Here is a 26,594-nt window from a genome sequence, read left to right as displayed (position 1 = left end):
GAGTACGGTCACGAGGCCCTCCGAAGGCGTGGGTTGAGTACGGTCTCCAGGGCGCGCCCGCAGAGGGTGAACGCCAGGACGACCAGGATGATGCACAGGCCCGGCGGCAGCACGTACCACCAGGCGCCCGAGGTGGCCGCGCCCCAGTCGTAGGAGGCGCGCAGCATGCCGCCCCACGACACCTGGCCGGAGTCGGCGCCGAGGAAGGCGAGGGTGGACTCGGTGACGATGGCGCCGGCGACCGTGAGGGTGGTGTTCGCCAGGACCAGCGGGGCGACGTTCGGCAGCACGTGCCGGGTCATCACGTGCCAGTGCCCGGCGCCCAGTGCCCTGGACCTCTCGATGTAGGGCCTCGCCTCGACCGCGAGCGTCTGTGCCCGGATCAGCCTCGCCGTGGAGGCCCACGAGGTCACCCCGATCGCCAGAATGATCGTGGAGGTGCCGCCGCCGAGTACGGCCGCGAGCACCAGGGCGAGGACCAGGGCGGGCAGCACCAGGAACCAGTCGGTGACGCGCATCAGCACGGCGGAGACCCAGCCCCGGAAGTGCCCGGAGGCGATGCCGAAGACCGTACCGATCACCATGCTGAGCAGCGCCGACATGAACCCGATGAGCAGCGAGACCCGCGCGCCCCACAGGAGCATGAGCAGGACCGAGCGGCCGGACTCGTCGGTGCCGAGCGGGAAGCCGACGCCCGGCGGAGCCATCTTGGCTCCCGTCGCCCTGGTCACGTCCAGGCCGGACGGGTCGGTGACCAGCGGCGTGACGAGGGCCGCCAGGACGGCGACCAGCAGGATCGCCGCGCCGTACAGCCCGGCCCTGTCGCGGCCGTACGCGCGACGGAATCGCGCGAACGCGGCACGGCGGCGCGTCCTGGCGATCGTGCGCGGAGTCGCGGAGTCGCCATCGGCGGTTCGCGACGTCATGGCGGCTCCATCGGCGGTTACCGGTGAGCCTTCCTCGCCTGCCCGCTCCTCACTCGTGTCCCTCGCGTCCTCCTCCTTCGTGCTCACGCCGACCTCACCCTCGGATCCAGGACGTGGTAGACCACGTCGGCCAGCGTGTTCATGACGATCACCGCGACGCAGACGAGCATGAAGGTCCCCTGCATGACCGCGTAGTCGGGTCCCCTGATCGCCTCGACGAACAGCAGGCCGAGACCGGGCCAGGAGTAGACGAATTCCACCGAGACCGCGCCGCCGACCACGAAACCGATCTGCATGAACACCAGGGTCACCGTCGGCAGCAGCGCGTTCGGCACCGCGTGGCGCCGCCGCACGTCGTCGTCGCGCAATCCCTTGGCGCGGGCGGTGGTCACGTAGTCCTGGCCGATCTCGTCCAGCAGCGAGGAGCGCATGACCAGCAGGTACTGCGCGTAGACGACGGCGACCAGGGTGAGGCACGGCAGCACCAGGTGATGGGCGACGTGCAGGAGGTAGAGCGGCCCGTCCGGCGCGTCGACGTCCCGCATGCCCCGGGTGGGGAACAGGCCGGGTATCGGGCCCGCCCCCGCGGCGAGGACCATGAGCAGCAGCAGTCCCAGCCAGAAGGTCGGCACCGACCACAGGGTGAGCGCGGTTCCCGTGGAGAGGCGGTCGAACCGACCGCCGTGACGCCAGGCGGCCCTCGTGCCCTGCCACATGCCCAGGCCGACCGCGACGGCGAGCCCGGTACCCACCAGCAGCAGCGTGGGACCCACCCGCTCGCCGATGAGCTCGGCGACCGGCCTGCGGTACTCGTACGAGGTGCCGAGGTCCAGCCGCAGGGTTCGCAGCACGAAGTCCAGGAACTGCTCGCCCAGCGGCCGATCCAGGCCCATCTGCCGCCTGAGCAGGGCGAGCTGCTCGGGGGTGACCGGCACGTCGCGGGTGTAGGCGATGGTCGGGTCGCCGGGAATCAGGCGGAACAGGAAGAACGTCGCGACGATCACCAGCCCGATGCCGAGCAGCGCCCCGCCGAGCTTGCCCAGCGCGTAGCGGACCACGGCCCGGCGGGCACCGCCCTCCTCGGTGCCGTCCCTCATCTCCTGCGGTGTTGTGAGCATCGGCTGCTACTCGCGGTCGTCGACGGAGGCGCGGCGGCGCCGCAGGAGGAAAGCCCCGGCGCCGAGAGCCAGTACAACGGCCGCCGCGACGGCCACCACGGTGCCGGTTCCCGAACCGCTCCCGGCCGGGGCGGCGACGCGCTCCACCGCACGCAGCGAGTAGACCGGCCAGTAGCTGCTCCCGCCGTACAGGATGCCCCTGTCCTCGGGGATCGGGGTGATGGCGGCGATCCGGTCCTTGCGGTAGCCCTCCAGGTTGTTGGGATAGTAGAGCGCGACGACGGGGGCCTCGGTGTAGAGCCGCTCCTGCATCCGCTTGATCAGCTCGACCCTGGCGGCCCGATCGAGTTCGGCCAGCTGGGCCTGGTAGAGCCGCTCGTACTCCTTGTCACAGAAGAACGACTCGGTGCCGCCGCCCTGGCCGCTCGCGGTGGGCCTGCGGCTGCACAGGTGGGTGGCGAGGATCTCCTCCGGGTCCGGGTTGACCGACCAGCCGCTGATCGCGATGTCGTAGAGGGCCGTGCTGCCCGTCTCCTCGGTGAACTTGTTGGAGTCGAGCTTGCGGGTGGTGACCTGAATGCCGATGTCCTTCAGCCAGCCGGTGAGGAACTGGGCGATCTTGTCCTCGACGGGTTCGTCGGTGTGGATGCTGAAGCGCATCTCCAGCCTGCGTCCGCCGTCGGGCATGGTGCGGATGCCGTCCGCGCCCTTGGTGTAGCCGGCTTCGTCGAGGATGCGGTTGGCCTCCGCCAGGTCGAAGGCGACGGCCGCCTCGCCCTCGGCCTTCCAGAAGAACTCCTGGTACATCGGCGGGACGATCGAACCGTCCGCCGGTACGGCGAGACCGTTCTGCGCCTGCTCGACGAGGGTCTTCTTGTCGATCGCGTGGTGGATGGCCCGGCGCACCCTGACGTCCTTCAGCGCGGGGTGCCCGTCGCCGATCGGCTCGCCGTCGGCCGTCGCGGCGCCCGGGTTGAACTGCAGGTAGGCGGCCCGGCGGCCCTGGGTGTTCCACTGCGTGATGTTCGCGTCGTTCGCGAGGGCCTGGAACTGCGGGCCCTGCAGGCGGCCGATCCAGTCGATGTCGCCCTTCTTCAGACCGGCGATCGCCGCCTCGGGATTCTCGTAGAAGATGACGTGCAGCTCGTCGATGCCGGGAGCGCCGCGCCAGTACGACGGGTTGGCCTTGAGCCTCACATAGGCGTTCTTCCTGTGCTCGACGGCGATGTAGGGGCCGCTGCCGACGGCGGGGTAGGCCTCGTTCTCGTAGGTGCCGATGTCAGGGACGCTCTCCCAGACGTGCTTGGGCATGATCGGGATCGGCAGCTCCAGCATCGATGCCTGAGGCTTTTTGGTGGTGATGACCAAGGTCCGGTCGTCGGACGCGGTCACGGTGTCGAAGTTCTCCACGGCGGGGCCGTTGGCCGTCTTGGCCCCGTCATCCGTCATGATCTTGTTGAAGGTCCACGCGGCGTCCTGGGCGGTGACGGGCCTGCCGTCCGACCAGGTGGCTCCGGCACGCATGGTGAAGGTCCAGGTCAGCTTGTCCGGTGAGGTCTCCCACGACTCGGCGAGGTCCGGGCCGGGCTTCAGGGTCTTGAAGTCGGGCACCGTGAGGAAGCCGTACATCCAGCGGTGAATCGACGTGGAGACCACCCGGACCGCCAGGAACGGGTTCATCGAGTCCACGCTCTGCGTCGCGCCCAGCCGGACGATCCTCTTCTGCTGCTGTGGCTGCGACTGCGAGGCCCCCGCGGCGGAGAGTGTGAGGGGCTGGGGAGACGGAGGGCGTTCGGGAAGTGGGGGGAAGTGCCTTGGAGACGACGGGAGGTGTTCCGGGGGTGAGGCGTGTGCCATGGGAAGTGCCGTTGTCGAGAGTGCCATTGACAGTCCCAGGCTCAGCGCCGCCAGGCGCGCACCCCTTCTGAGCATGCCGTACCCACCTCCGGATCGGTGACTCCCTGACAACGAAGGCACACCATACAAACAGCGCGTGTCAACGGGCGGTGGAAGATTGTTTCACTCTCGTTTTATTTGGCGACATTATTTTTCAGATTCCCTGGGACGAATGCTGACAAAAGGGATTTTTATTCGAGAAAGGGGCGGCCGATGCGCTGCACCGACCGGCTGGTATGGACGAGGTCACCGGGGTGCGGCATGCTGCGGAACATGACTCTGTTCTCGGTGGAAGGCAAGACGGTCGTCGTCACCGGCGGATCCCGGGGAATCGGCCGGATGATCGCGTCCGGGTTCGTCGACGCGGGGGCCACGGTCTACATCTCCTCGCGCAAGGCGGCCGAGGTCGGCGAGACGGCCGCCGAGCTGGGGTGCACCGCGATACCCGCCGACCTGTCCACACAGGAGGGGGTGTCCACGCTGTTCGAGGCGGTCGCGGAGCGGGAGGCTCGGCTCGACGTACTGGTCAACAACGCCGGGGCGACCTGGGGGGCGCCACTGGAGGAGTATCCCGAGCACGCCTTCGACAAGCTCTGGGGGATCAACGTCAAGGGCGTTTTCCACCTCACCCAGCGGTTCCTGCCGCTGCTGCGCGCCGCCGCGAGCCCGGAGGACCCTGCCAGGGTCATCAACATCGGCTCGGTGGACGGTCTCCGGGTGCCGGCGATGGAGAACTACGCCTACTCGGCGGCGAAGGCGGCCGTGCACATGCTCACCCGGCACCTGTCCCAGCGGCTCGCGGGAGAGTCGATCACGGTCAACGCGATCGCTCCCGGGCCGTTCGAGTCGAAGATGATGGCCTTCGCGCTCGACGACCCGGCGATGCGTGCGGCCGTCGCCTCGCACGTCCCACTGGGCAGGATCGGCAGCCCGGAGGACATGGCGGGCACCGCGATCTTCCTGTCCTCGCGCGCCGGCGCCTACCTCACCGGGACCGTGATCCCCGTCGACGGCGGCATCTCCGGCTGCGCGTAGTCCTCCGCCATCGGACCTTGGAGCATTTTCGGCTTCGAAGCACCGGAGGAATGTGGTCCGGAGCCGCTGAGCAAGAGCGTCGTGCTTCTACACCAACGCGATCGGTCAGATCGCCTTGGCCAGGGCGGTCGCCAGGTTCGCGGCGGCGTCGGGCGCGTAGCCCAGGAACAGGTAGGGCTCGGTGAGCTCGATCTCGATGAGCACCGGGCTGCCGTCGGCCAGCCGGACCAGGTCCACCCGGGCGTAGAGCAGTTCGGGAAACTCGCCAAGCACCTGCTCCGCGAGCGCGAACTGGTCGGGGTCCGGGGTGCGAAGCTCCCCGTGGTCGTTACCCTGTCCCGGCTTGGTGGCGCTCTCGGTCAGCATCGGGCTGCGCCGGACGGCGTGGCTGAACCTGCCGCCGAAGTAGAGCAGCGAGGTCTCCCCCTCGCCCTCGACCATGTCCAGGTACGGCTGGACCATCGCGGTCCGGCCGTTGGCGGCCAGCTTGGCCGCATGCTCCTCGGCCTGTGCGCGGTCCGTGGTCCTGATCGTGTCGCGGGCTCCGGCCGAGATCGATGGCTTGACCACATACTCGTCGAGGTGCGGGAGGTCCGCGGCCTCGCCCGGCGCGCCCCAGGAGGTGGGGATGATCGGCGCCTTCAGGTCTTTCAAATAGACCTTGTCGGTGTTGCGTTCCAGCACGGCGGCCGGGTTGAGCAACCGGGTGACGGACTCCACGTGGCGCGCCCAGTCGAGGAATTCTGCCCGCCTCGCCACATAGTCCCAGGCGGTGCGGACCACGACGGCGTCGAACGCGGCCCAGTCGACGTCGGGGTCGTCCCAGCGCACGATGTGACCGGTGATCCCCTGGTCGGCCCAGGCGGCGACGGCGATTCCCTTCTCGTCATCGATCTTGTCCGGATCCGTGAAGGTCACGTAGGCCGCGGAAGCAGGCATGAGGTATCCCCCTATGTCAGTATCAATTAGACATAAGGCACCTTACCTATGGCCGTGTTTTCGGCTGCGGGTCGGTCTGTGCGGGTCGTGTTCTGTGGTGTTCTCGGGTTACGGGGGCGCTGCGGTTGTTTCCCGGCTGATCCGATGTGCGCGCTCCGGTAGGCGGGTGCTCCGGCCGGCCGTCTCAGTTGCTCCCTGGCGTTTCAGGCCTCCGGCCTGCTCGGGCGCGATGGTTGCGGGCTTTTGTACGCCGGCCGGAACACCCACCCACCTCCGCGCTCCCCCACCCCGCCGTACGATGCGCGGACCGTAGTCGCTCACTCTCCGACCGCCCAGCGCGCTCTCCGATGCTGAAGCCCCCGCGACGGGACCGCTCAGGGTCGATCGCCGTAGCTGACGCGTATCTCACGCACCACTGCAGGGCCGATGTCGTCGGAGCAGGTGAAATGCGCCGACCGGACCGGCCCACTGTGGAACTTGGTTGCGCTGTGGCCTACGCGCTGTTTTTCGGATCTGCCATCGAACGGGATGACCTCGTGCACATCCCCTGTGAAGTGCACGAGGGGCACGTTTGGTGGGGCGGTGCACCGGCTACGGCTCTTGGCCGGTCAGCCCGCGTCATCCGGCGGGACAACGCAGGCGATACCTGCCCTTCGAACCGGCCTAACCCTGGAGAGCTGGTCTCAGTAACTGCCCAAGCTACTGATTAGCGCGGACTCAAGCGCCGGCGCCGCCGGTCACCATCGAGGCCCGATCGCTGAGCAGCCACGCCGCCACCTCGGCGACCTCGCGAGGCTCGGCCATCCGGCCGAGCGGGATGCTCACGTTGATGCGCTCGACGCCCCCGGGGACACCGCCTCCCACTCGTCGATCATCTGCGTCGCGGTGCCGCCGGGGGTGGTGCCGTTCACACGGACCCCCTGCCGCCCCCAGGTCACGGCGGCGGTCTCAGTGATGCTGTTGAGCGCGCCACCAGGATCCCGTGGCTGGGAGTCGAGAGCGTCAATGCGGGCAGACAGCTCTGACCAGGCCGGAAGTCCGGGCGCTCGCGAGGTGGGCGGCCGACCTTCTGTCAGGTCTTGGAGGGCTCGGCGTCCGGTCAACGCTCGGCCCTGACCGATCGCGATTCCCGCTCGACAAGGGTCGGGGGTCACGGCTCCAGGCGGGTGCGGTCGAGGTGGGCCGGCCGGTCGGGACCGGTGTGTCTGGTCTGCGGTGAGCCTCCGTCAGCCCACGGTCAGTCCCCGGGAGGCGAGGATCAGGGCAGCCTGGGTGGGGCTGACGACCGCTCCGCGTAGCGATCGGAGCCGGGTGTCGTCGACCTCGCCGAGATCGGCGCCGCGCAGGTCCGTCTTGGTGAAGACCGTCTCGACGGTGCGGGCGCCGATCATGCGGCAGTCCTCGAACACACTCTTGGTGAAGTCGCAGCCCGACAGGTTGGCGTCGTCGAAGCGGACGCCCCGCAGGTGGAGGCCTCGCATCGAGCAGCCGGCGAGGTCGGCCAACGCCAGGTTGGAGCCGTCGAACCGGTAGCCGGTGCCCCGGCAGGAGGAGAGCACCGCGCCGATCATGCGGCAACCGGTGAAGGTGACGTCGGTGAGCAGGGCCAGTTCGAAGCGCGCGCCCGACAGGTCGACGTCGGTGAAGGTCGCGTCGACCAGCTCGGCGTTCGTGAACCTGAGCCCCGCTCCCCCGCCGCCGGAGAAACGCGCCCCGTCCAGGTCCGCGCGGCGGAAGTCGGTCCGCTCCAGCACGCACTTCTCGAACGAGGCCTCCACCAGTGACGCCCCGGCGAGGTCCGCGCCGGTGAGATCACACTCCCTGAACACGTAGGGTCCTTCACCGGTCAGATGATCGCCGAGCGAGAGCCCCGCCAGATCGACCCCGTGGATCTCCCGCTGCTCTGTCAGCAACCGTGCCGCATTCATTCCGCGATTCAAGCAGCCCGCACCGACAGAATTCTCACCCCCCGCTCCGGGAGACCACAGGGCCTTCCGGAGACTCCGTACTCCGGAAGGCCCTGTGGTCCAAGAGGTCCCGCGTTCCGCGAGGCCACGGCGCTCCGGGGTCGTCGTGGTCGGTGGGAGCGCTCCCGCTCAGGCCGTGCCCTGATCCCCGGCGAGGAGTTCGGCGGCGGCCTGGCCGCAGACGCGGGAGGCGCCGTGGGTGGCGATGTGGACGGCGCCGAGGTCGGAGCGGCCCGGCAGTCCCATCTCGACCACGACCGCGTCGGCGCGGGCGGCAAGCAGGTGCAGGAGCGCGTCGGCCTGCCAGGGGTGGCGGTGGGCGTCGCGGACGACGACGACGAGGGGACGCTCGGCCGCCGCGGCGAGTGCGGCCTCGATGGCGCCTCCGGTGGCGCCGGAGGCGGTCAGCCGGGTGACCGTGGTGCCGGGGAGAAGCTTGCCGAGCGGCTCCCCGACGCCCCACGGGGTGTCCTTCTCGATGGCGAGGTTCATCTCGGGGGCGAGCTCGACGACGTGCGGCGGTGCGGACAGGGGGAAGACCGCGGTCGAGGAGCGGCGGGTGATCCGCAGGGCCCGCCGGGCGGCGGTCAGGCCGATCGACGGGTCGCCGGGTCGGCCGGAGGCGGAGCCCGCCGACGCGTTTCGGTGGGTGGCCGTGGTCCAGAGGGCGAGTTCGCAGACGCGCCGGGAGGCGTCGGCGAGCCGCTCCTCGGAGAGCCTGCCCTCGATCACGGCGTCCACGATCGCGTCGCGGATCCCGAGCGCGGTCTCCTCGTCCGCGTGCTCACCGCCCACGCAGATCGCGTCGGCGCCCGCTGCGACGGCGAGGACCGAGGCGCCGCCGATGCCGTAGGGGCCGGAGACGGCGGCCATCTCGATGCCGTCGGTGACGATGACGCCCTCGAAGCCCAGCTCGACCCTGAGCAGGTCGTGCAGGACCGGCCGGCTGAGGGTGGCGGGCATCGCGGGGTCCAGGGCGGAGACGAGCAGGTGCCCGGTCATGACCGTGCGCACTCCCTGCTCGACGGCGGCGCGGAAGGGCCGCAGCGCCACGTCGCGCAGTTCCTCGGGGGTGGCGGTGACGAGCGGTACGCCGTGGTGGGAGTCGACGGAGGTGTCTCCGTGGCCGGGGAAGTGCTTGGCGCAGGCCGCCACTCCCGCCGACTGCATGCCCCGGATCCAGGCCACGGTGTGTCTGGCGACGAGGTCGGGGTCCGCGCCGAAGGAGCGCAGGCCGATGACCGGGTTGTCGGGGTTGGAGTTCACGTCCGCCGAGGGGGCGAAGTTGAGGTTGACGCCGGCGAGGGCGAGGTCGCGGCCGAGGTCGGCGGCGAGTTCCTCGGTGAGATCGGTGTCGTCGACCACGCCGAGGGCGAAGTTGCCCGGCCGGGTGCTCCCGCCCGCGGCCTCCAGGCGGGTGACCTCGCCGGACTCCTCGTCGATGCCGACGAGGACCTGGGGGTTCTCTCCTCGGAGTACGGCGGTGAGGTCGGCGACCTGGGAGGGGGTGGCGATGTTCCTGGAGAAGAGCACCGCTCCGGCCAGTCCCTCGCCGATCCGGCGTCGGATCCAGTCCGGCGGCGATTTGCCCTCGAACCCGGGAAAGACGACCGTCTCCGCCAGACGGAGCAGCTCTGGGCCGCGCTTCATTCACCCCTCCTCGCCTGACGACCGGTCGGCGTTCCTGCCGTGAACGCGCAGGCACCGCGTTGTCACCGGACCCCCGGGGAAAGCGCTCCCACGGCGGCTCTGCGCAAATCTAATAGGAAAGTTTCCTAATTGCTAGTGGGCTGACCATAGGGCTTCCGCTCAGGATTTTGCGGATCGCGACGATGGACGAGCCGAAGGTCCGCTGATAGGCCGGCGGAAAACGAGAGGCCCGCGCGTACGGCGAGACCCGCAGGGCGCCGAAGGTGACGAGCGTTCGGTCGCGGGGGAGAACCGGGATGAGCTGGCGCGTTCCGATGAACAAGCGATTGCGCAAGAGCTCGTCAGATTCCTCTCCGTGGAGACCCCCGCCTTCAGGGCGGGGGTCTCCACGGAGAGGAATCTGACCCCCGCGGAGCAGGACAAGGATTGGCGATTCGCCGTCAGTCGGAGGGTCGTACCGAACCCGCACGATCTTTAGCCGGTCGTGGTTAACATCTGGGCCATGGCGCAGATCGTGAGGCGGGCCTACAGGTACCGCTTCCACCCGACCCCGGAGCAGGCCGATGAGCTGGTCCGGACGTTCGGCTGCGCATCGACACTGGGCTTCAGGTCTACTTCGCCGATCCACACAGCCCGTGGCAGCGCGGCACCAACGAGAACACCAACGGCCTGCTGCGCCAATACTTCCCCAAGGGAACCGACCTGAGCAGGCACAGCCGAAACGAGCTGGACGCCGTCGCCGCCGCGCTCAACAGCCGACCTCGCAAGACACTCGGCTGGCGTACTCCCGCCGAGGCGTTCAACGAGCATCTACGCTCGCTGACAGGCAGTGTTGCAACGACCCCTTGAACCCGAGGTCGGTGCCCCTGCAGCAGGCGCTGCGCCACCTTCAGGCGGCGTTCACCAACTTCTTCGCCAAGCGCGCCCGGTACCCGACGTTCAAGAGCAGGAAGAAGGCACGGGCGGCGGCCGAGTACACCCGGCCGGCGTTTCGCTGGCGGGAGGGGGAGTTGACGCTGGCGAAGATGGATGCGCCGCTGGCCGTCGTGTGGTCGCGTCCGCTGCCCGCAGGCGCGCAGCCGTCCACCGTCACCGTGAGCAGGGACGCGGCGGGCCGCTGGTTCGTGTCCCTGCTCATCGAGGAGACGATCAGCCCGCTGCCTCCGGTCGATCAGAATGTGGGGGTGGACGCGGGCATCACCGCACTGGCCACGCTGTCGAGCGGGGAGAAGATCGACAACCCCCGGCACGAGCGGGCCGACCGGCGCGAACTCGCCAAAGCCCAGCGCGACCTCGCCCGCAAGGAGAACGGGTCGGCCAACCGGGCCAAGGCGAAGCTGAAGGTCGCCAAGGTGCATGCCCGGATCGTCGATCGCAGAAGGGATCACCTGCACCAGGTCACCACCCGGCTTGTTCGCGAGAACCAAGTGATCGCCGTGGAGGACCTGACCGTGCGCAACCTGGTCAAGAACCACAGCCTGGCCCGCGCCGTCTCTGATGCCTCCTGGCGTCAGATGCGCTCGATGCTGGAGTACAAGGCGCAGTGGTACGGGCGGGAGCTACTGATCGTGGATCGCTGGTTTCCCTCTTCCAAGCTGTGCTCGGCGTGCGGGGCGTCGCAGGGTAAGATGCCGCTCGGTGTCCGGTCGTGGACCTGCGCCTGCGGCGCGGTCCATGACCGGGATGTCAACGCCGCGAAGAACATCCTCGCCGCCGGGCTGGCGGAGAGGTGAAACGCCTGTGGAGCCGGTGTAAGACCTCAACGAGAGTCCTCTCGGGCGGGCGATTGGCATTGAAGCAGGAACCCTCACGGGCGACCCCGTGGGAATCCCGCTCGTTCACGAGCGGGGAGGATGTCAAAATGGGGGCGTGAACACGCGAAAGAACTCCGGCGGCGCGACCACGACCCGGATCAGGCGCCAGGGCGGGACCAAGCGCGCGGCCACATCAGGGCCCGCCTCGGAGCGCCGTGACCATCTCGTCAAACTCGCCGCCGAGCTCTTCGCCCGCAAGGGTTTCCAGGCGACGACCGTCCGGGAGATCGCGGAAGAGGCGGGCATCCTGTCCGGAAGCCTCTATCACCACTTCGACTCCAAGGAGACGATCGTCGACGAGGTGCTCACCACCTTCCTCGACGACCTCGTCGGCCGCTACCGCGCCGCCCTGGACCGAAACGGCGACCCCCGCACGATCCTCTCAGAGATGGTGCGCATCGGGTTCGGCACGCTGGAGCCCCACCGCGCGGCGATCACCGTCATGCAGAACGACTGGAGTTACCTGAGGTCGCTCCCCGGCGACCGCTTCGACTACCTGGTCAGGGCCGAGGAGGAGGTCGAACGCATGTGGGTCGGGCAGATCAAGCTCGGCCAGGCCGCCGGCCTGCTCCGCGCGGACGTCGACCCCAAGCTCACCTACCGCATGATCCGCGACACCATCTGGGTGACGGTGCGCTGGTTCCGACCGGGGGGCCGCCTCAACACCGCGGGCCTCGCCGAGCACTACATCACCATCCTGTTCGACGGCCTGGCGACCGGCGAGCGGAGTAGCCAGAAGGAATAACGCCCACGGAACCGGCGCGGCGGGCGGCGCGGCCTGTGAGAATCAAGCGTCCGCGAAGCGAACGGGAAGTGGTGGGCAGCGTGGAGATTCTGCAGAAGGCCGTACGAATGGCGCTCACCGACGTGGCCGATCCCGCCAAGGCCCCGGTGATGCAGACCTACATGAGGTCGTCGATGCCGTTTCTCGGCGTGCAGGCCGCGCCCCGCCGCGCCGCGCTGAGGCGGGTCTTCGCCGACTATCCCGTCGACGAGGCGTCCGCGTGGCGAGAGGCGGCGCTGACTCTGTGGCGCGAGGCCGAATACCGCGAGGAGCGCTACGCGGCGGTCGAGCTGACCGGTTTCCGCCTCTACCGCTCCTTCCAGACGCTCGACGCGCTGCCGATGTACGAGGAGATGATCGTCACCGGAGCCTGGTGGGACTACGTCGACGAGCTCGCCGTCCACCGCGTCGGCGGCCTGCTCGCGGCCTTCCCCGACACCATGCGCCCCCTCATGCTCCGCTGGGCCCGCGGCACCGACCTGTGGAAGCGCCGTACGGCCATCCTCAGTCAGAACCGCTTCAAGTCCGCCACCGACACCGGCCTGCTGTACGCCTGCATCGAGCCGAGCCTGTCCGACAACGACTTCTTCGCCCGCAAGGCGATCGGCTGGGCCCTGCGCGAGTACGCCAAGACCAACCCCGACGAGGTCGTCCGCTACGTCGACCACACCCGCATCAGCGGCCTGAGCCGCCGCGAGGCCCTGAAAAACCTCCCCAACCGATAGACCCGGTCGTCTCGCGGAGGCGACTGGGAACGCGGCCGAGGCTGCCGAGGCTACAGCGGCTTGGCGCTCTACTTGAGGGCGCCGGCGGTGAGGCCCTTCTGGATCTGGCTCTGGAAGATCGTGTAGACGATCAGCATCGGCAGGATGGCCATGCTGAGGGCGGCGAACAGGGCCGACCAGTCGGCGTCGTAGCCCGCGGCGGTGGAGATGTCGGCGATGCCCTGGGTGAGCACCCACTTGTCCCGGTTGGAGTTGAGCAGGACGAGGGGCAGTTGATACTGGTTCCACTGGCCGAGCACGTTGAAGATGGTCACGCTCACGATGCCCGGCTTGGCCATCGGCAGCATGATCTGGAAGAACACCCGGGCGTGCGAGGCCCCGTCCACGAAGGCCGCCTCGGCCACCGCTCCGGGCAGCGTCCTGAAGAAGGCCGCGAGGAAGAAGACGGTGAAGGGCAGCGAGTAGGCGATGTAGACCAGCACCAGCCCGCCGTGCGTGTTCAGGCCGATGAACGGGCCGATCACCGGGACCGTCCCCATGTTCTGTACGACGAAGAACAGCGGGGTCAGCGCCAGGTAGACCGGGAAGGCGAGGCCGGAGACGAAGAGCAGATAGATCGCCCGGTTGCCCCGGAAGCGGTAGCGGGCGAGCACGTACGCGGCCATCGAGCCGAACAGCATCGTGCCCAGGGTGCCGAAGGCCACCACGACGATGCTGTTGATCATGTACTGGCCGATGTGCGCCTGCTCCCAGGCGCGGGCCCAGTTGTCGAGGCGGAGGTGGGCGGGCAGCGACCAGGCGTCGCCGAAGATCTCGTCCTCGCTCTTCACCGACGCGAGGAACGTCCACACGATCGGCACGACGACCAGCACCGTCCAGACGAGCAGCGCGACGTGCGTCAGGGCCGCCAGGGGGCCCAGGCGCCGCCTGCGCTCCTCGCGGGCGAACGCCCTGCTCGGGGATGTCACGACGTCGGCCACTAGAACTCGATCCGCTCACGCCGCGACAGGCGCAGGGCCAGCGCCGCGAACCCGATGGTGAAGAAGAACAGGACCACGCCCATCGCGGAGGCGTAGCCGAACTTGAAGTACTGGAAGGCGGTGCGGTAGATCTCCGCCGCCATCACGGTCGTGGAGTGGTCGGGGCCGCCGTGCTCGGCCGTCATCACCCACACGATGGCGAAGACGTCCAGCGCGGCGATGCCCAGATAGACCCAGCCGACCTGGATGGTGTCCCACAGCAGCGGCAGCGTGACCCTCAGGAACAGCGAGGGCCCCCCGGCGCCGTCGATCGCCGCCGCCTCGAAGAGGTCGCGCGGGATGGAGGCGATGCCCGCGGAGAAGAGCACGACGTAGAAGCCGACCGCCTGCCAGACCAGCACGGCGAGGATCGACCAGAAGGCGACGTCGGTGCTGGACAGAAAGCCGATCGGCTCGAACCCCAGGGCGATGAGCGGCGCGTTGAGCATGCCGCTGCGGTCGGGCCTGAAGACCTGCTGGAACAGTACGGCGACCACGGCGACGGCCAGCACCTGGGGGAAGAAGAACACCACCCGGTAGAACTTCGACCCCCAGATGCCCCCGGTGCCGCCCCGCCCGCCCGCGTTGAGCAGGAAGGCGAAGAAGAGAGCGATCCCGAGCGTGAGGATCGGCAGCAGGAGGAGCAGGATCAGGTTGTGGCTCACCGCCTGCCAGAACACGTTGTCGGCCAGTAGCCGCCGGAAGTTCTCCAGCCCCACGAGGCGCGGGGTCGCGTTCACCCCGCGCCAGTCGGTGAACGCGATGTAGAAGGCCTGCGCGTAGGGCGCGATCACATAGATCAGGTAGAGCGTCACCGGGATCGCGAGGAACCCCGCGACGAACCGCGTCCTGCCGTGGTCCATCGCCGGCCTACCGTTTCCTCGGCGTCGTCACGCCACCGAGGGAACGGCCCATGACCGGTGCCCGGTGAGCGACGGGCCGTCCCCCGGGCGCCCCGTCGCCTCCCACCGTCATCGGCTGAACTTCTTCACCGAGGCGTCCTTCTTGATGGCGTCCGCCTTCTTCTGCGCCCGGTCCGCCCACTGGTCGACGGTGAGTTTGCCCGCCATGAGCTGCCCGGTCGCGGCGGCCACCTCGTCGTGCAGCTCGACGTACCACTTGCGGAACAGGAACCAGACGGCGTTGTCGCCCGCCGCCTCCAGCGCGGCCGAGGCGCTCTTCAGTCCCGGCTGGAGGGTGCGGCCCGCGTCCGCGCCCTTGACGACCGTGAGCGTGGAGACCATCTCCATGAACTTGCCCGCGCCCTCCTTGGAGAGCATGGCGCGCATGTACTCAAGCCCCGCGCGGGGGTTGGCCGACTTGGCGGGGACGACGTACTCCTCGCCCGGCTGGGCGTGCAGGGTGCCGTACGGCAGGGCGTCGGAGGTGCCGAAGTCGGGGAGCGCGAACATCGCGTAGTCGAAGCCTTCGGGCGTGGAGTCCTTCTGCTCGTTCTCCAGCCAGGAGCCGCAGGGCAGCATCGCGACCTGGCCCTTGTTGTGCGCCGTCTGGGTCTGCACGTGGTCGAGCCCCGCGGTGCCCTGGAGCAGATACTTCGACCCGAGCTCGACGAAGGCCCCCGCGGCCTGCCTGACCGGCTCGGCCTTCCAGGCGCCGTCCTGGAGGTTGTCGATGTTCTTCAGCACGTCCTTGCCGCCGATCTTCGCGGCGAGTGTGAGGATGGCCTCGTAGATGTAGAACGGGTGCTTGCCCGCGTAGGTGAAGGGCGCCATCTTGCCCGACTTCTTGATGGTCTCGCACAGGGCCAGGAAGTCGGCCCAGGTCTTGGGGACCTGCCAGCCCTCGGCCTCGAAGAGCTTTCGCGAGTACCAGATGCCCCAGACGGTGTTGGCGTAGTTGAGGACGTACGGCGTGCCGTCGTAGCTGCCCAGCTCGATGGCGTTCCGGTCGATCGTGTCGCGCACCTTGACGGCGGGGTCGTCCCAGCTCGGCGCGTCGTACAGCGGCGTGAGGTCGGCGAGCTGGCCGTCCTGGACGAGGGCGCCGAAGTCCATCGCGTTGGCGCCGGAGTTGTTGACGAACTCCGGCGGGTCGCCACCGGCGAAGCGCGGCTGGAGGGTCTTCGCGATCTCCTTGGTGGCGTTGTGCCTGATCTCCAGGTTGGGGTGTTTGGTGTTGAGCAGCGGCTCGTGGACGTCCGTGGCGTAGGCGTCGCCGAAACCGCCGTCGAAGATCCAGACCTCCAGGGGCCTGTCCTCGACGAGGCCGAGCGGGTTGGCCGCGCTGGTGGCCCCGACGACGGGCGCCGAGGACGCGGCGCCGCCGTTGCCCGCGGGGGTGGCGCACGCGGACAGGACCGGCACGGTGAGACCGGCCAGGGCGGCGCCGCGCAGGAGCTCGCGCCTGGATAGCTGGGTCATGCTTCCTCCTGGAAGTGGCCTGGGAGTGAAGGGCGGTGCTCAGGCACCTCGCCGGATCCTTCCGGCGTAGCGGTTCTCAAGGGCGCGGTTGTGCTCGTCACCGCCGGTCACGTTGGCGGAGCGGTAGATCGGCGGGGTGAGGCCCGCCTCGCTCAGGTCGCGCACCACCTCGGCCACGACCATCTGGGCGAGCAGCGCCGAGGTGATGGTGGAGACCGCACCGAACGTGCCGCCGTCCGGGAGCGGGAGGACCGCGTCGCCGTACGGGGCGCGGTTGTCGAGCACCACGTCGGCGAGGTCGAGGAGCTTGCGGCCCGAGGGGTGGCGGGAGGTCATCGCGGTGCTGTGCCGCACCGATGTCAGGGCGATCAGGGCGTGCCCGTGCTCCTTGACGATCGAGGCGAGCTCGACCACCGATCCGTTCACCCCTGAACTGGAGATCAGCACGAACACGTCCTCGGGACGGACGGGAGCCAGGTCGTAGATCCGCCGGGCGACCGAGGGGTCGCGCTCCAGCTCGCCGGGTGCTCCCAGAAGGGTGGCGACCGGGGCGTCCCCGTACAGGACGACGTCGCGCAGGGCGAGGCGGTTGCTGGGCACCAGGCCGCCCGCGCGTCCGGCGATCTCCATCGCGATCGCCTCGGAGTGCCCGGAGCCGAACGCCTGGATCACGCCGCCACCGCGCAGGGACTCGACGATCAGCGCCGCCGCGGCCCCCACCGCGTCCTGCTGGGTCCCGAAGACCTCGTCCACCAGTTCCTTGACCTCGTGAACGTACTCGGCAGCACCGATCCGCACGGTCAGCTCCTCTCCACGCGATGGCTCTCCAGAGCCCTGATCGTCAACTCGAACGCCTCGTTGGTCTGCTCGTAGGTGCGCTGCGCGACCGCGACATAGACGGTGTCGAGGACGAAGAGCTGGGAGTGGACGGCGGCGAGGCCGCCCAGCCTGAAGGTGGTCTCGCGGCTCGCGGTGGTCAGCACCCGATCCGACAGCTCGGCCAGCGGGGAGCGGGCGAAGGAGGTGACCGCGACGGTGAGCGCGCCCCGGTCCCCCGCCTCGCCGAGGGACTCCAGCACCTCGCGGGTGCGGCCCTGATGGGAGATGCCGATCGCGACGTCACCGTCGGCGAGCAGCGCGGCGTCGGCGAGCGCCTCGTGCGCGTCGGCGTGGCTCCAGCAGGGGATCCGGATGCGGCGCAGCCGCCCGCCCATCATCACGGCGACCGCCCCGCTGGTGGAGACCCCGAAGATGAGGACGCGGCGGGCCGCGACGATGGCGTCGGCGATTGTGGCGACGGTGCCCACGTCCAGCTGGGCGGCGGTCTCCTGGATGAGCCGGGAGTCGGCGGCGGCCATCACGCCGATCGCCGCGTCGAGCGGATCGGTGGGACCGATCTCGTGGCCCACCCCCGCGTCCCAGTTGGCCTGCGCGGCACGCCCGTTCTCCGTGGCGAGGGCGACCCGCAACCCGGCGTACCCGGCGAAGCCGAACACCCTGCAGAAGCGGGTCACCGTGGCGGGTGAGCTGCCGCTCCGCTCGGCGAGCGTGATGATCGTCGATCGCGCGGCCTCGGCGGGGTCGGCCAGGATCGCCTCCCCCACCCTGCGCAGCGCCTCGGGCAGCGCGGGTGTCTCGGTCTGTATGCGTCCGAGCGCACCTGCGGCCACAAGCATTCCTTTCACCAGAATTCTTCTGGATGAAAATTATTATCAAGTCAAGCTCGCGTCAAGGCCGTCGGGGGCACCGTTCGAGGCGCCGCGCCCACCCGGCCGGGGTTTGGGGGGAAAAATCGACAACCTTCGGCGCCTTTCGAGCGTCGTTCTCAACAGAGGTTCCAGAAAAGGAGCCGCCTGACGGAGGCGAACCCCACGATGACTCCACGTCCGGCCGACACGCCGCACCAGGTTTCCGGCGCGCACGTCCACGACGAGCTCGCCGCCCGGCGCGCACGGCGCGCCCGGGACCAGAGATTGCGCAACGACCCGCACATCCGGCTGCTGGAGCACGAGCACGGCATCCGATTCACCGCCGAAGAACTCAGGGCCGCGGAGCGCCAGGCCCAGGAGCTGCTGACATCGCCGCCTCACCAGGAGCCGCTCATCGACGAGGAGACGCGCTCCCTGCAGCTGCTCGTCTGGCGCCGCCTGGGCCCGCGGGGGTTCCAGGGGTTCATGCGGGAGCTTGAGGAGATGGAGACCGAGCTGGCCAGGGCACGGCACGACGGCTGGGGCGACGAGATCAGCTGAGTCCTCCCGCACCGGCCGCGCTCCGACGGATCGGCACGTTCGGCCGTACGCGGGCTACCGCGCACCCGCCGGGCCGGACGAGTTCGGAAGCCTTACCCGCCCTACCGGCGGAAGCCGAAAACCGCACATTCGCCGCCTTGACCGCCCCTCGCACCCGCCGTCGCGATCCCACCCGTCACGGTGACGCGACCACCCCCCGGACAGGCGCCCTCCCTTTCCAGCGCGGGTTAAAGTGGGCGTAGATCCACCGTCACGTGTTAGGCGACCATGCTCCACCAGCGACTCCAGCCCTCCACCCCCTACGCCGCCCTGATCTTCGACTGCGACGGGACCCTCGTCGACACCACCTCCGCCAACGAGAGCGCGTGGCGGACCGCGCTGGCCGGGTGGCAGGTCGACCTCGACTCCGCGTGGTACCGGGCGCGCACGGGCCTGTCGTCCGACCGTCTGCTGGCGGAGCTGGAGACCGAGACCGGAGCCGAACTCGACTACCAGGCGGTGCGGGCGGCGGCGCTCGACGCCTACCAGTGGCTGATCCACACGGTCACCCCGCACCGGCCGGTCAGCGCGGTCGCCGAGGCTCACCGGGGACGGGTGCCGATGGCCGTGGCCTCGGGAGGCGCCCGCCAGGCCGTGGAGGAGACCCTGCGTGTCACCGGCCTACGCCCCCTCTTCGACACCGTGGTCACCAGGGACGACGTCCGCTACGGCAAGCCCGCCCCCGACGTCTATCTCCTCGCCGCGCGCCTCCTCGACGTCGCCCCGTACGCCTGTGTCGCCTACGAGGACACCGACGAGGGGGTGGCCTCCGCCCTCGCCGCGGGGATGACCGTCATCGACGTCCGCCCCTCGCTGCGCTAGACGCCCCCCACACTGGCCATCTGTACTATCCAATGATGCGGATATCCGAGCTCAGCGCCGCATCGGGCGTGTCCATCCCGACGATCAAGTACTACCTGCGCGAGGGCCTGCTTCCCGCGGGCGAGCAGACCTCGGCCACCAGCGCGCGGTACGGCGAGGGCCATGTGCGCAGGCTGCGGCTGATCCGGGCGCTGCTGGAGGTCGGGCGGCTGCCCATCGCCTCCATCGGCAAGGTGGTGGCCGCCGTCGACGACGAGAGCCTGGACCTGCACCACGTCCTCGGGGTCGCGCAGTACGCCCTCGCGCCCGCGGTCGAGCCGCACACGCCCGACGAGGAGTGGACGCGTGCCCGCGCCGAGGCCGACACCATGATCACAGATCTTGGCTGGCAGATCGATCCCGAAGCCCCGGCCCGTGACGAGCTGGCCCAGGCCGTCCTCACCCTCGGCCGGCTCGGCATGCCCGCCGACGGCGAGGCCCTGCGCCCCTACGCCGACGTCGCCCTGCGGCTCGTGACCGAGCACGAGATCGGCACCGTCCCGTTCGACGGACCCCGCGAGGCCGCGGTCGAGGCCCTCGTCCTTGGCACCGTCGTGCACGGCAGGGTCCTCGACATCATGCGGCGGCTCGCCCACGAGTCGGTCTCGGCCCGTCTCCTCGGCACCTGATATCACATGAGACAAAGGTGACGAAAATGACTCAGCGCAATAACCAGCGTCACCTGTGACGGATGTCTCAATCGTTCCAATCGTCCTATGAAAGGGCAGCTCACAGCCCTGGAAAACATCTGTGAGGATTTCAATACAGCCACTGCCTGCCCATATAGGCCTGAGTAACACTCTGTTCACACATGGGCAACAGATGCGAAATCGCGACTTGCGAATCTTTGAGAGCAGAAGATCCCTCCATCCTCAAGGACTCCGCCGATGACCTTCAAGGCTGAATACATCTGGATCGACGGCACCGAGCCGACCGCCAAACTTCGTTCCAAGACCAAGGTGATGGCGGACGGTGCGGAGCTCCCGATCTGGGGCTTCGACGGGTCCAGCACCAACCAGGCCGACGGCTCCTCCTCGGACCGCGTGCTCAAGCCGGTCTTCACCTGCCCGGACCCGATCCGCGGCGGCGCCAACGTGCTGGTGCTGTGCGAGGTGCTCAACATCGACATGAGCCCGCACTCCAGCAACACCCGCGCCGCCCTCGTCGAGGTCGCCGAGAAGTACGCCGACCAGGAGTCGTGGTTCGGCATCGAGCAGGAGTACACCTTCTTCAAGGAGGGCCGCCCGCTCGGCTTCCCGATCGGCGGCTTCCCCGCCCCGCAGGGCGGCTACTACTGCGGCGTCGGCGCCGACGAGGTCTTCGGCCGCGAGATCGTCGAGAAGCACCTCGACTACTGCATCGAGGCGGGCCTGGCCATCTCCGGCATCAACGCCGAGGTCATGCCGGGCCAGTGGGAGTTCCAGATCGGCCCGGCCGGCCCCGTCGAGGCCTCCGACCACATGTGGATCGCCCGCTGGCTGCTCTACCGCACCGCGGAGGACTTCAACGTCGGCGCGACCCTGGACGCCAAGCCGGTGAAGGGCGACTGGAACGGCGCGGGCGCGCACACCAACTTCTCCACCAAGGCGATGCGCGAGGAGTACGACCCGATCGTCACCGCCTGCGAGGCCCTCGCCACGAACGCCCTGGAGCACGTCAAGCACTACGGCGCCGGCATCGAGGAGCGCCTCACCGGCCTCCACGAGACCGCCCCCTGGAACGAGTTCAGCTACGGCGTCTCCGACCGCGGCGCCTCGGTCCGCATCCCGTGGCAGGTCGAGGTGGAGAAGAAGGGCTACATCGAGGACCGGCGTCCGAACGCCAACGTCGACCCCTACCTCGTCACCCGCCTCATCGTGAACACCTGCTGCTCCGCTCTGGAGAAGGCCGGCCAGGTCTGATCCGACCGCAGACTCGAAGGCCGCGGAAGCCCTGCCGGGGGTCTCCGCGGTCTTCGGCGTTCCTCTCGTCGCTCACCCGCCCGCGCCCCTTCGGCGGCGGTGTCCGGGGCTTCTCGGAGAATCAACCCGCGAACGCGGCCAATACCGCGAGCCGAGCAAGACGATACGTTTCGACTCGCTAAATGGTACGTTCGGGCACGTGAAGACCCCGAACCCGGCCCGTCGCAGCGAGCAGTCGCGCCGGGCCATCCTGAGCGCCGCCTTCGACCTGGTCGCCGAGTCCGGATACGCCAAGCTGACGATAGAGGCGATCGCCGCCCGCGCGGGAGTGGGCAAGCAGACGATCTACCGCTGGTGGCCTTCCAAGGGCGCCGTGTTCATCGACGCCTTCCTCTCCAGGACCTCCGACGAGGAGGGGAGCGTCGCACTCCCCGACACCGGCGACCTCGGGGCCGACCTTCGCCTCACGCTGCGGGCCATCGTCGACGAGTACAACGATCCCGGGCTCGACACGATGACCAGGGCACTCACCGTCGAGTCCCTGAACGACCCCGCGATCAGCACCGAGATCACCGCGCGACTCCTGGGGCCGCACCTGGAGGCGACCAGGGAACGGCTGCGCAGTGCCCAGCGGGTGGGCCAGGTCGCCGAGGACGCGGATCTGAACGTGGCCGTGGAGCTGCTGTACGGACCGATCTACCACCGCTGGATGCTGCGCACCGCCCCTCTCACCCACGAGTACGCCGACACGCTCGTGGAGTTCGCCCTGCGGGCCTTGAAGGCGGCATAGCGGAGGCGCGGAGACCGCGACCGAAATTACCGCGCACGCCACCCGCGCGGGACGGGCCCCGGCCCGCGGCGCCCCCTCCCGCGGAGGCCGCCGGGGCCGCCGGAGCCGGCGGGCTCCGGTCCCGGACAGGATCGGGCGGTGCCCGTCGCAGGCACCTGAGCACGCATGATGACGTCAGCGACCGGACAAGAGCGAAACGCCTCCCGGTGGAGCGCTCCCACGCTTCGGCGCCCCCGTTCCATGGGTCCGGACGACCTCACGTCACAAAAATCCTACAAACAGGTGCTTTAGGACAGCGCTAAACGGGTAGCTCGCGCCGTACCATAACTGCGATGCGGGACGTAGTGGAGCAATTACAGCGCTTGGGCATGTCGGGTTACGAGGCCAAGGCGTACGTCACCCTGGTCGGTGCCGGACAGCCCCTCAACGGCTACGAGGTCGCCAAACGTTCGGGGGTGCCGCGCAGCACGGTCTACGAGACGCTTGGCAAGCTGGTGGCCAAGGGCGCGGCCTACGAGCTGCGCGGCTCCGACGACGCCACCGACTACCTGCCGCTGCCGCCACGATCCCTGCTGGAGCGCATGCGCAGGGAGTTCGCCGACTCGATCGGGGCACTGGAGGTCGCGCTGCCCGCGATCGTGGCGCCGCCCAAGGCCTATCTGATCCACAGCCTCAAGGACCCCGTGGCGCTGCTCGACCGGGCGGAGGACGTGGTGGCCGGGGCACGGGGCGACCTGTTCGTGTCGATCTGGCCCGAGGAGATGAAACCGCTCTCCCCGCTGATCAAGCGTGCCGTCGAGCGCGGGGTCGAGACCTCGGTGATGCACTTCGGCGCGGCGCGGGAGCCGGTCGGGAACCTGTACGAGCGCCGTTTCCCCTTCCCCGTACCCCTTCACGAGGGCGAGGGGAACGTGAAGGAGGACCAGGACCACCGGCTGCTCGTCGTCACGGGGGACCGGCGGGAGGCCCTCGTCGGCGGTTTCGCCGGCGGTACCGCGTGGGGCGTCTACACCGAGGACCCGGCCGTCGTCGCGATGGCGGTCGAGTACGTGAGGCAGGACATCGCCCTGCAGATCGTCGCCGACCGGGTCGGACGCGAGGCCATGCGCGAGATCTGGACGACCGACCCCGAACTCAGACGCTTCCTCACCGACCGCGACCGCCCGGCCGCCCTGCTGCGCGCCGCCGGGATGCCCGGTCACCGTCCCTACGGTTCCCTCGCGCCCCCCGCGACTCCCACCTCTCATGACCACGCCTGATCAATGCTGGCTTTAACACGGGTGTGACATCCTTCGGAGAGATTGTCCTTAATATCGGCTATCTCCATCTCGGGGGAAGGCAGGACATGGAAAAACCGGTCATCATGACGGTCGACGACGATCCTGGCGTGTCCCGTTCCATCGCCCGCGACCTGCGGCGCCGCTACGGCCACGCCTACCGCGTCATCCGGGCCGACACCGCGGTCGACGGCATGGCCAGTGTCCGCGAGCTGCGGCTCAGGGGCGACGACGTGGCGGCGATCCTCGCCGACTACCGGATGCCCCAGATGAACGGCGTGGAGTTCCTGGAGCAGGCGATGGACCTGTATCCCTACGCGCGCCGCGTACTGCTGACCGCCTACGCCGACACCGATGCCGCGATCCAGGCGATCAACGTGGTCGATCTCGACCACTACCTGCTCAAGCCGTGGGACCCGCCGGAGGAGAAGTTCTACCCGGTGCTGGACGCCCAGCTCGACGCCTGGCAGCGGACGGATCGGCGCGAGTCCGACGAGCTGCGGGTGGTGGGCGCGCGCTGGTCGGCCCCGTCGTACGAGGTCAGGGAGTTCCTGTCGCGCAACCAGGTGCCCTACCGCTGGATGCTCGACGACTCCTCGGAGGGCGCCGAGCTGCTCGCGGCGGCCGCGGAGACCGGGGAGAAGGGGTCCGCCGGCCCGGCCAGGCTGCCACTGGTCATCACCGGCGACGGCACGAAGCTCACCGCGCCGAGCACCTCGGAGCTGGCCGAGGCCGTGGGGCTGTCCACCGCCCCGGCCACCGACTTCTACGACCTGATCGTGATCGGGGGCGGTCCCGGCGGCCTGGGAGCCGCGGTCTACGGCGCCTCGGAGGGGCTGCGCACGGTGATGGTCGAGCAGCACGCCTCGGGCGGGCAGGCGGGCCAGAGCTCCAGGATCGAGAACTACCTGGGCTTCCCCGACGGCGTCTCCGGCGCCCAGCTCGCCGATCGCGCCAGGCGCCAGGCGCTGAAATTCGGCGCCGAGCTGCTCACCGCCCGCACGGTCACCAGCCTTGAGGTCAAGGGCCAGGCCAGGGTGGTCGGCTTCGCCGACGGCGGCTCGATCGCCGCGCACACCGTCATCCTCGCCACCGGCGTCTCCTACCGGCGGCTGAACGCCCCCGGCCTCGACGACTTCATCGGCTCCGGCTGCTACTACGGCGCGGCCCTCACCGAGGCGCCCGAGTGCGCGAACCGCGAGGTCTACATCGTCGGCGCCGCCAACTCGGCGGGCCAGGGCGCGGTCTACCTGTCGGGGTACGCCAGCAAGGTCCACCTGATCGTGAGGGGCGACGGGCTGGAGAGGACCATGTCGCACTACCTGATCGAGCAGATCTCCCAGATCCCGAACATCGAGGTGCACACCGAGACCGAGGTGGTCGGCGCCGAGGGCGAGGGCCACATGGAGCGGATCACACTGAAGGGTCCCGAGGGCGAGCGCACCGTCGAGGCCGAGTGGCTGTTCGTCTTCATCGGCGCCCAGCCGTTCACCGACTGGCTCGGCGACACCGTCGAACGCGACGCGAAGGGCTTCGTCCTCACCGGCCCCGACCTGACCGCCGACGAGAACAGGCCGCGCAACTGGCCGCTCCGGCGCGGGCCGTACCACCTGGAGACGAACGTGCCGGGGGTGTTCGCCGCCGGCGACGTCCGTGCCGACTCCATCAAGCGGGTCGCCTCCGCGGTCGGTGAGGGCGCGATGGCCGTGGCCCTCGTCCACCGCTACCTGGAGAAGACGTGAGTGCCCCCGACGAGGTCTCCTGCGGCGCTCACGAAGGAGGTCACATGATCGACATCGAGGTGCTCCGCGGCCTGTTCCTCTTCGAGAAGCTCGACGACGAGAAGCTCCGGTGGCTCGCGAGGTACGGGGACGAGGAGGAGTACGAGGCGGGCGACCCGATCGTCAAGCAGGGAGATCCCGCCGAATGCTTCGCCGTGCTCGTCGAGGGCGAGGTGGTGATGGTCACCGAGACCACCGCCGGACCTGTCACGATGAACCCCACCTCGCAGCCCGGCGCCTACGGCGGCGCGGTCCTCGCCTACCTCGGAGACCGCGCCCCGGCCACCTACGCCCACACGCTGCGCGCCACCAAGCCGACCCGCATGTTCATGCTCCCCGCCAGGAAGTACGGCATGATCATGGCCGAGTGGTTCCCGATGGCGGTGCACCTTCTGGACGGGGCCCGTCTGGGCGGGATGGCACAGCGGGAGCTCATCGACCGGCGGCAGCGGCTGACCGCGCTCGGCACGATCACCGCCGGGCTCACCCACGAGCTCAACAACCCGGCCGCGGCGGCGGTGCGGGCCGTCGACGACCTGCGGGTCAGGATGAAGACCTCGCGCAGGCGGCTGGCCGTGCTGGCCGAGGACGGCATCGAGCCCCACCGGCTGGGCGCCCTGGTCGACCTGCAGGAGGCGTGCGCCACCAGCCTCGCGGAGATGCCGCCCCGCTCCCCGATGGAGATCTCCGACGCCGAGGACGAGTTGTCCGACGCCATGGAGGACGCGGGGGTGGAGGACCCCTGGGAGATCGCCTCGCCTCTGGTGGCGGCCGGCTTCAAGCCGGAGAAGCTGGACAAGATCCGCGAGGCACTGGGCGAACGGTATCTGTCCGGGGCGATGCACTGGCTGGCGGAGGCCATCGAGATCACCCAGATGCTGGACGAGGTGACCGACGCGACCGAGCGGATCTCCTCGCTGATCGCCTCCGCCAAGCAGTACTCCCAGATGGACCGGGCGCCGTACCAGACGGTGGACGTGCGGGAACTCCTGGACAGCACCCTCACCATGTTCCGCGGCAAGATCCCGCCGGGGATCAGCATCGTCACCGACTACGACCCGGAACTGCCGCCCGTCCCTGCCTACGCCGGGGAGCTCAACCAGGTGTGGACCAACCTGATCCACAACGCGCTGGACGCGATGGCCGGCACCGGCGTCCTGACCGTCCGCACCCGCCTTGAGCACGACACGATCGCGCTGATCGAGATCTGCGACAGCGGCCCCGGCGTCCCCGAGGCCCTGCGCGAGCGGATCTTCGAGCCGTTCTTCACCACGAAGGCGGTCGGCGAGGGCACGGGGCTCGGCCTGGACATCTCCTTCCGCATCGTCGCCGGCCGACACGGCGGCGACCTGCGCGTGGAGTCGAAGCCCGGCGACACCCGCTTCGAGGTGCGTCTGCCCCTCACCGAGACGGCCGCTCCCGGCTGAGACCGGAACGTGGGG

At 69.4% G+C, this 26,594-nt stretch carries 23 protein-coding genes and 3 pseudogenes; 14 read left to right on the top strand and 12 right to left on the bottom strand.

Going from position 1 to position 26,594, the window contains the following annotated elements; all coding sequences use genetic code 11:
• Positions 1–8: 8 nt before the first annotated feature.
• The 3 genes from ACIBH4_RS35220 to ACIBH4_RS35210 all read right to left on the bottom strand — a co-directional run bounded on the left by ACIBH4_RS35220 (position 9) and on the right by ACIBH4_RS35210 (position 3,724).
• Entirely contained in the window at positions 9–926 is a 918-nt protein-coding gene (locus tag ACIBH4_RS35220; protein ID WP_362501103.1) for an ABC transporter permease, read from the bottom strand.
• A gap of 83 nt (positions 927–1,009) precedes the next feature.
• Complete coding sequence (locus ACIBH4_RS35215) at positions 1,010–2,044, bottom strand: ABC transporter permease (protein WP_362501101.1); 1,035 nt, start codon at positions 2,042–2,044, stop codon at positions 1,010–1,012.
• A gap of 6 nt (positions 2,045–2,050) precedes the next feature.
• Entirely contained in the window at positions 2,051–3,724 is a 1,674-nt protein-coding gene (locus ACIBH4_RS35210) for an ABC transporter substrate-binding protein (RefSeq protein ID WP_362763925.1), read from the bottom strand.
• A 489-nt stretch (positions 3,725–4,213) separates the two neighbouring features.
• Here ACIBH4_RS35210 and ACIBH4_RS35205 point away from each other — a divergent pair, with 489 nt between their 5' ends.
• Positions 4,214–4,975: an SDR family oxidoreductase gene (locus ACIBH4_RS35205; protein ID WP_362501098.1), complete on the top strand. Its 762-nt coding sequence runs from the start codon at positions 4,214–4,216 to the stop codon at positions 4,973–4,975.
• A 105-nt stretch (positions 4,976–5,080) separates the two neighbouring features.
• Here the strand turns inward: ACIBH4_RS35205 and ACIBH4_RS35200 are convergent, their stop codons facing one another.
• From ACIBH4_RS35200 to ACIBH4_RS35185, 4 genes are all read right to left on the bottom strand, one after another.
• On the bottom strand, positions 5,081–5,914 hold the full coding sequence (locus tag ACIBH4_RS35200; protein WP_362763922.1) for a hypothetical protein: 834 nt from the start codon (positions 5,912–5,914) through the stop codon (positions 5,081–5,083).
• A gap of 717 nt (positions 5,915–6,631) precedes the next feature.
• Complete coding sequence (locus ACIBH4_RS35195; RefSeq protein ID WP_362763919.1) at positions 6,632–6,778, bottom strand: SDR family oxidoreductase; 147 nt, start codon at positions 6,776–6,778, stop codon at positions 6,632–6,634.
• A 362-nt stretch (positions 6,779–7,140) separates the two neighbouring features.
• Positions 7,141–7,842 (bottom strand): pentapeptide repeat-containing protein, encoded by a 702-nt coding sequence (locus tag ACIBH4_RS35190; RefSeq protein ID WP_362763916.1) that lies wholly within the window; start codon positions 7,840–7,842, stop codon positions 7,141–7,143.
• A 168-nt stretch (positions 7,843–8,010) separates the two neighbouring features.
• Positions 8,011–9,531: a glycoside hydrolase family 3 N-terminal domain-containing protein gene (locus ACIBH4_RS35185; RefSeq protein ID WP_362501090.1), complete on the bottom strand. Its 1,521-nt coding sequence runs from the start codon at positions 9,529–9,531 to the stop codon at positions 8,011–8,013.
• A 502-nt stretch (positions 9,532–10,033) separates the two neighbouring features.
• On the opposite strand from ACIBH4_RS35185, the pseudogene ACIBH4_RS35180 reads away from it, so the two are divergent.
• From ACIBH4_RS35180 to ACIBH4_RS35160, 5 genes and pseudogenes are all read left to right on the top strand, one after another.
• A pseudogene (locus ACIBH4_RS35180) lies at positions 10,034–10,087 on the top strand (hypothetical protein); the annotation flags it as partial.
• 35 nt (positions 10,088–10,122) lie between these two features.
• Positions 10,123–10,380, top strand: a pseudogene (locus ACIBH4_RS35175) (IS30 family transposase); the annotation flags it as partial.
• Positions 10,381–10,385: 5 nt separating this feature from the next.
• Positions 10,386–11,404 (top strand): annotated as a pseudogene (locus ACIBH4_RS35170) (RNA-guided endonuclease InsQ/TnpB family protein); the annotation flags it as partial.
• Positions 11,401–12,090, top strand: coding sequence for a TetR/AcrR family transcriptional regulator (locus ACIBH4_RS35165; protein WP_362501088.1), 690 nt, complete (start codon positions 11,401–11,403; stop codon positions 12,088–12,090). The pseudogene ACIBH4_RS35170 and the gene ACIBH4_RS35165, both read left to right, overlap by 4 nt.
• A gap of 80 nt (positions 12,091–12,170) precedes the next feature.
• Positions 12,171–12,854 carry a DNA alkylation repair protein gene (locus ACIBH4_RS35160; RefSeq protein WP_362501086.1) on the top strand — a complete coding sequence of 228 codons (684 nt, stop codon included), beginning with the start codon at positions 12,171–12,173 and terminating at the stop codon, positions 12,852–12,854.
• A gap of 68 nt (positions 12,855–12,922) precedes the next feature.
• Here ACIBH4_RS35160 and ACIBH4_RS35155 read toward each other — a convergent pair whose 3' ends face one another.
• From ACIBH4_RS35155 to ACIBH4_RS35135, 5 genes are all read right to left on the bottom strand, one after another.
• Positions 12,923–13,834: a carbohydrate ABC transporter permease gene (locus tag ACIBH4_RS35155; RefSeq protein WP_364232672.1), complete on the bottom strand. Its 912-nt coding sequence runs from the start codon at positions 13,832–13,834 to the stop codon at positions 12,923–12,925.
• Positions 13,834–14,736: a sugar ABC transporter permease gene (locus ACIBH4_RS35150; RefSeq protein ID WP_362501082.1), complete on the bottom strand. Its 903-nt coding sequence runs from the start codon at positions 14,734–14,736 to the stop codon at positions 13,834–13,836. Before ACIBH4_RS35150 ends, ACIBH4_RS35155 begins: the two co-directional genes overlap by 1 nt.
• Before the next feature lie 108 nt (positions 14,737–14,844).
• Positions 14,845–16,254, bottom strand: a complete 1,410-nt coding sequence (gene ngcE / locus ACIBH4_RS35145) for an N-acetylglucosamine/diacetylchitobiose ABC transporter substrate-binding protein (protein WP_362501080.1) — start codon at positions 16,252–16,254, stop codon at positions 14,845–14,847.
• A 39-nt stretch (positions 16,255–16,293) separates the two neighbouring features.
• Positions 16,294–17,052: an SIS domain-containing protein gene (locus tag ACIBH4_RS35140; RefSeq protein ID WP_362501078.1), complete on the bottom strand. Its 759-nt coding sequence runs from the start codon at positions 17,050–17,052 to the stop codon at positions 16,294–16,296.
• Positions 17,053–17,054: 2 nt separating this feature from the next.
• Positions 17,055–17,930: a MurR/RpiR family transcriptional regulator gene (locus ACIBH4_RS35135; protein ID WP_362502206.1), complete on the bottom strand. Its 876-nt coding sequence runs from the start codon at positions 17,928–17,930 to the stop codon at positions 17,055–17,057.
• 198 nt (positions 17,931–18,128) lie between these two features.
• Here ACIBH4_RS35135 and ACIBH4_RS35130 point away from each other — a divergent pair, with 198 nt between their 5' ends.
• From ACIBH4_RS35130 to ACIBH4_RS35095, 8 genes are all read left to right on the top strand, one after another.
• Positions 18,129–18,503 (top strand): hypothetical protein, encoded by a 375-nt coding sequence (locus tag ACIBH4_RS35130; RefSeq protein WP_362501077.1) that lies wholly within the window; start codon positions 18,129–18,131, stop codon positions 18,501–18,503.
• Positions 18,504–18,770: 267 nt separating this feature from the next.
• Positions 18,771–19,364: an HAD family phosphatase gene (locus tag ACIBH4_RS35125; protein ID WP_362501075.1), complete on the top strand. Its 594-nt coding sequence runs from the start codon at positions 18,771–18,773 to the stop codon at positions 19,362–19,364.
• Between the two features lie 35 nt (positions 19,365–19,399).
• Entirely contained in the window at positions 19,400–20,032 is a 633-nt protein-coding gene (locus tag ACIBH4_RS35120; protein ID WP_362501073.1) for a MerR family transcriptional regulator, read from the top strand.
• A gap of 258 nt (positions 20,033–20,290) precedes the next feature.
• On the top strand, positions 20,291–21,304 hold the full coding sequence (glnII, locus tag ACIBH4_RS35115) for a glutamine synthetase (protein WP_362501071.1): 1,014 nt from the start codon (positions 20,291–20,293) through the stop codon (positions 21,302–21,304).
• A gap of 199 nt (positions 21,305–21,503) precedes the next feature.
• Positions 21,504–22,094, top strand: a complete 591-nt coding sequence (locus ACIBH4_RS35110; protein WP_362501069.1) for a TetR/AcrR family transcriptional regulator — start codon at positions 21,504–21,506, stop codon at positions 22,092–22,094.
• A 332-nt stretch (positions 22,095–22,426) separates the two neighbouring features.
• Positions 22,427–23,353, top strand: a complete 927-nt coding sequence (locus ACIBH4_RS35105; protein ID WP_362501068.1) for a helix-turn-helix domain-containing protein — start codon at positions 22,427–22,429, stop codon at positions 23,351–23,353.
• 86 nt (positions 23,354–23,439) lie between these two features.
• On the top strand, positions 23,440–25,113 hold the full coding sequence (locus ACIBH4_RS35100; RefSeq protein WP_362501066.1) for an FAD-dependent oxidoreductase: 1,674 nt from the start codon (positions 23,440–23,442) through the stop codon (positions 25,111–25,113).
• Between the two features lie 44 nt (positions 25,114–25,157).
• Positions 25,158–26,579 carry an ATP-binding protein gene (locus tag ACIBH4_RS35095; RefSeq protein WP_362501064.1) on the top strand — a complete coding sequence of 474 codons (1,422 nt, stop codon included), beginning with the start codon at positions 25,158–25,160 and terminating at the stop codon, positions 26,577–26,579.
• Positions 26,580–26,594: the final 15 nt, after the last annotated feature.

Origin of the sequence: Streptosporangium sp. NPDC050284 (assembly GCF_044459525.1) — a bacterium.
GTDB lineage: Bacteria > Actinomycetota > Actinomycetes > Streptosporangiales > Streptosporangiaceae > Streptosporangium.
Note: the sequence above shows the minus strand (reverse complement) of the source record. Positions and strands in the feature narration are given on the sequence as shown.

What these genes read in the sequence shown, in the direction of transcription:
- glnII (WP_362501071.1), top strand. Translation starts at nt 20,291, where the DNA reads ATGACCTTCAAGGCTGAATACATCTGGATCGACGGCACCGAGCCGACC.
- ACIBH4_RS35120 (WP_362501073.1), top strand. Translation starts at nt 19,400, where the DNA reads ATGCGGATATCCGAGCTCAGCGCCGCATCGGGCGTGTCCATCCCGACG.
- ACIBH4_RS35210 (WP_362763925.1), bottom strand. Translation starts at nt 3,724, where the DNA reads ATGAACCCGTTCCTGGCGGTCCGGGTGGTCTCCACGTCGATTCACCGC.
- ACIBH4_RS35215 (WP_362501101.1), bottom strand. Translation starts at nt 2,044, where the DNA reads ATGCTCACAACACCGCAGGAGATGAGGGACGGCACCGAGGAGGGCGGT.
- ACIBH4_RS35125 (WP_362501075.1), top strand. Translation starts at nt 18,771, where the DNA reads ATGCTCCACCAGCGACTCCAGCCCTCCACCCCCTACGCCGCCCTGATC.
- ACIBH4_RS35105 (WP_362501068.1), top strand. Translation starts at nt 22,427, where the DNA reads ATGCGGGACGTAGTGGAGCAATTACAGCGCTTGGGCATGTCGGGTTAC.
- ACIBH4_RS35150 (WP_362501082.1), bottom strand. Translation starts at nt 14,736, where the DNA reads ATGGACCACGGCAGGACGCGGTTCGTCGCGGGGTTCCTCGCGATCCCG.
- ACIBH4_RS35220 (WP_362501103.1), bottom strand. Translation starts at nt 926, where the DNA reads ATGACGTCGCGAACCGCCGATGGCGACTCCGCGACTCCGCGCACGATC.
- ACIBH4_RS35200 (WP_362763922.1), bottom strand. Translation starts at nt 5,914, where the DNA reads ATGCCTGCTTCCGCGGCCTACGTGACCTTCACGGATCCGGACAAGATC.
- ACIBH4_RS35135 (WP_362502206.1), bottom strand. Translation starts at nt 17,930, where the DNA reads ATGCTTGTGGCCGCAGGTGCGCTCGGACGCATACAGACCGAGACACCC.
- ACIBH4_RS35100 (WP_362501066.1), top strand. Translation starts at nt 23,440, where the DNA reads ATGGAAAAACCGGTCATCATGACGGTCGACGACGATCCTGGCGTGTCC.
- ACIBH4_RS35185 (WP_362501090.1), bottom strand. Translation starts at nt 9,531, where the DNA reads ATGAAGCGCGGCCCAGAGCTGCTCCGTCTGGCGGAGACGGTCGTCTTT.
- ACIBH4_RS35190 (WP_362763916.1), bottom strand. Translation starts at nt 7,842, where the DNA reads ATGAATGCGGCACGGTTGCTGACAGAGCAGCGGGAGATCCACGGGGTC.
- ngcE (WP_362501080.1), bottom strand. Translation starts at nt 16,254, where the DNA reads ATGACCCAGCTATCCAGGCGCGAGCTCCTGCGCGGCGCCGCCCTGGCC.
- ACIBH4_RS35205 (WP_362501098.1), top strand. Translation starts at nt 4,214, where the DNA reads ATGACTCTGTTCTCGGTGGAAGGCAAGACGGTCGTCGTCACCGGCGGA.
- ACIBH4_RS35130 (WP_362501077.1), top strand. Translation starts at nt 18,129, where the DNA reads ATGACTCCACGTCCGGCCGACACGCCGCACCAGGTTTCCGGCGCGCAC.
- ACIBH4_RS35095 (WP_362501064.1), top strand. Translation starts at nt 25,158, where the DNA reads ATGATCGACATCGAGGTGCTCCGCGGCCTGTTCCTCTTCGAGAAGCTC.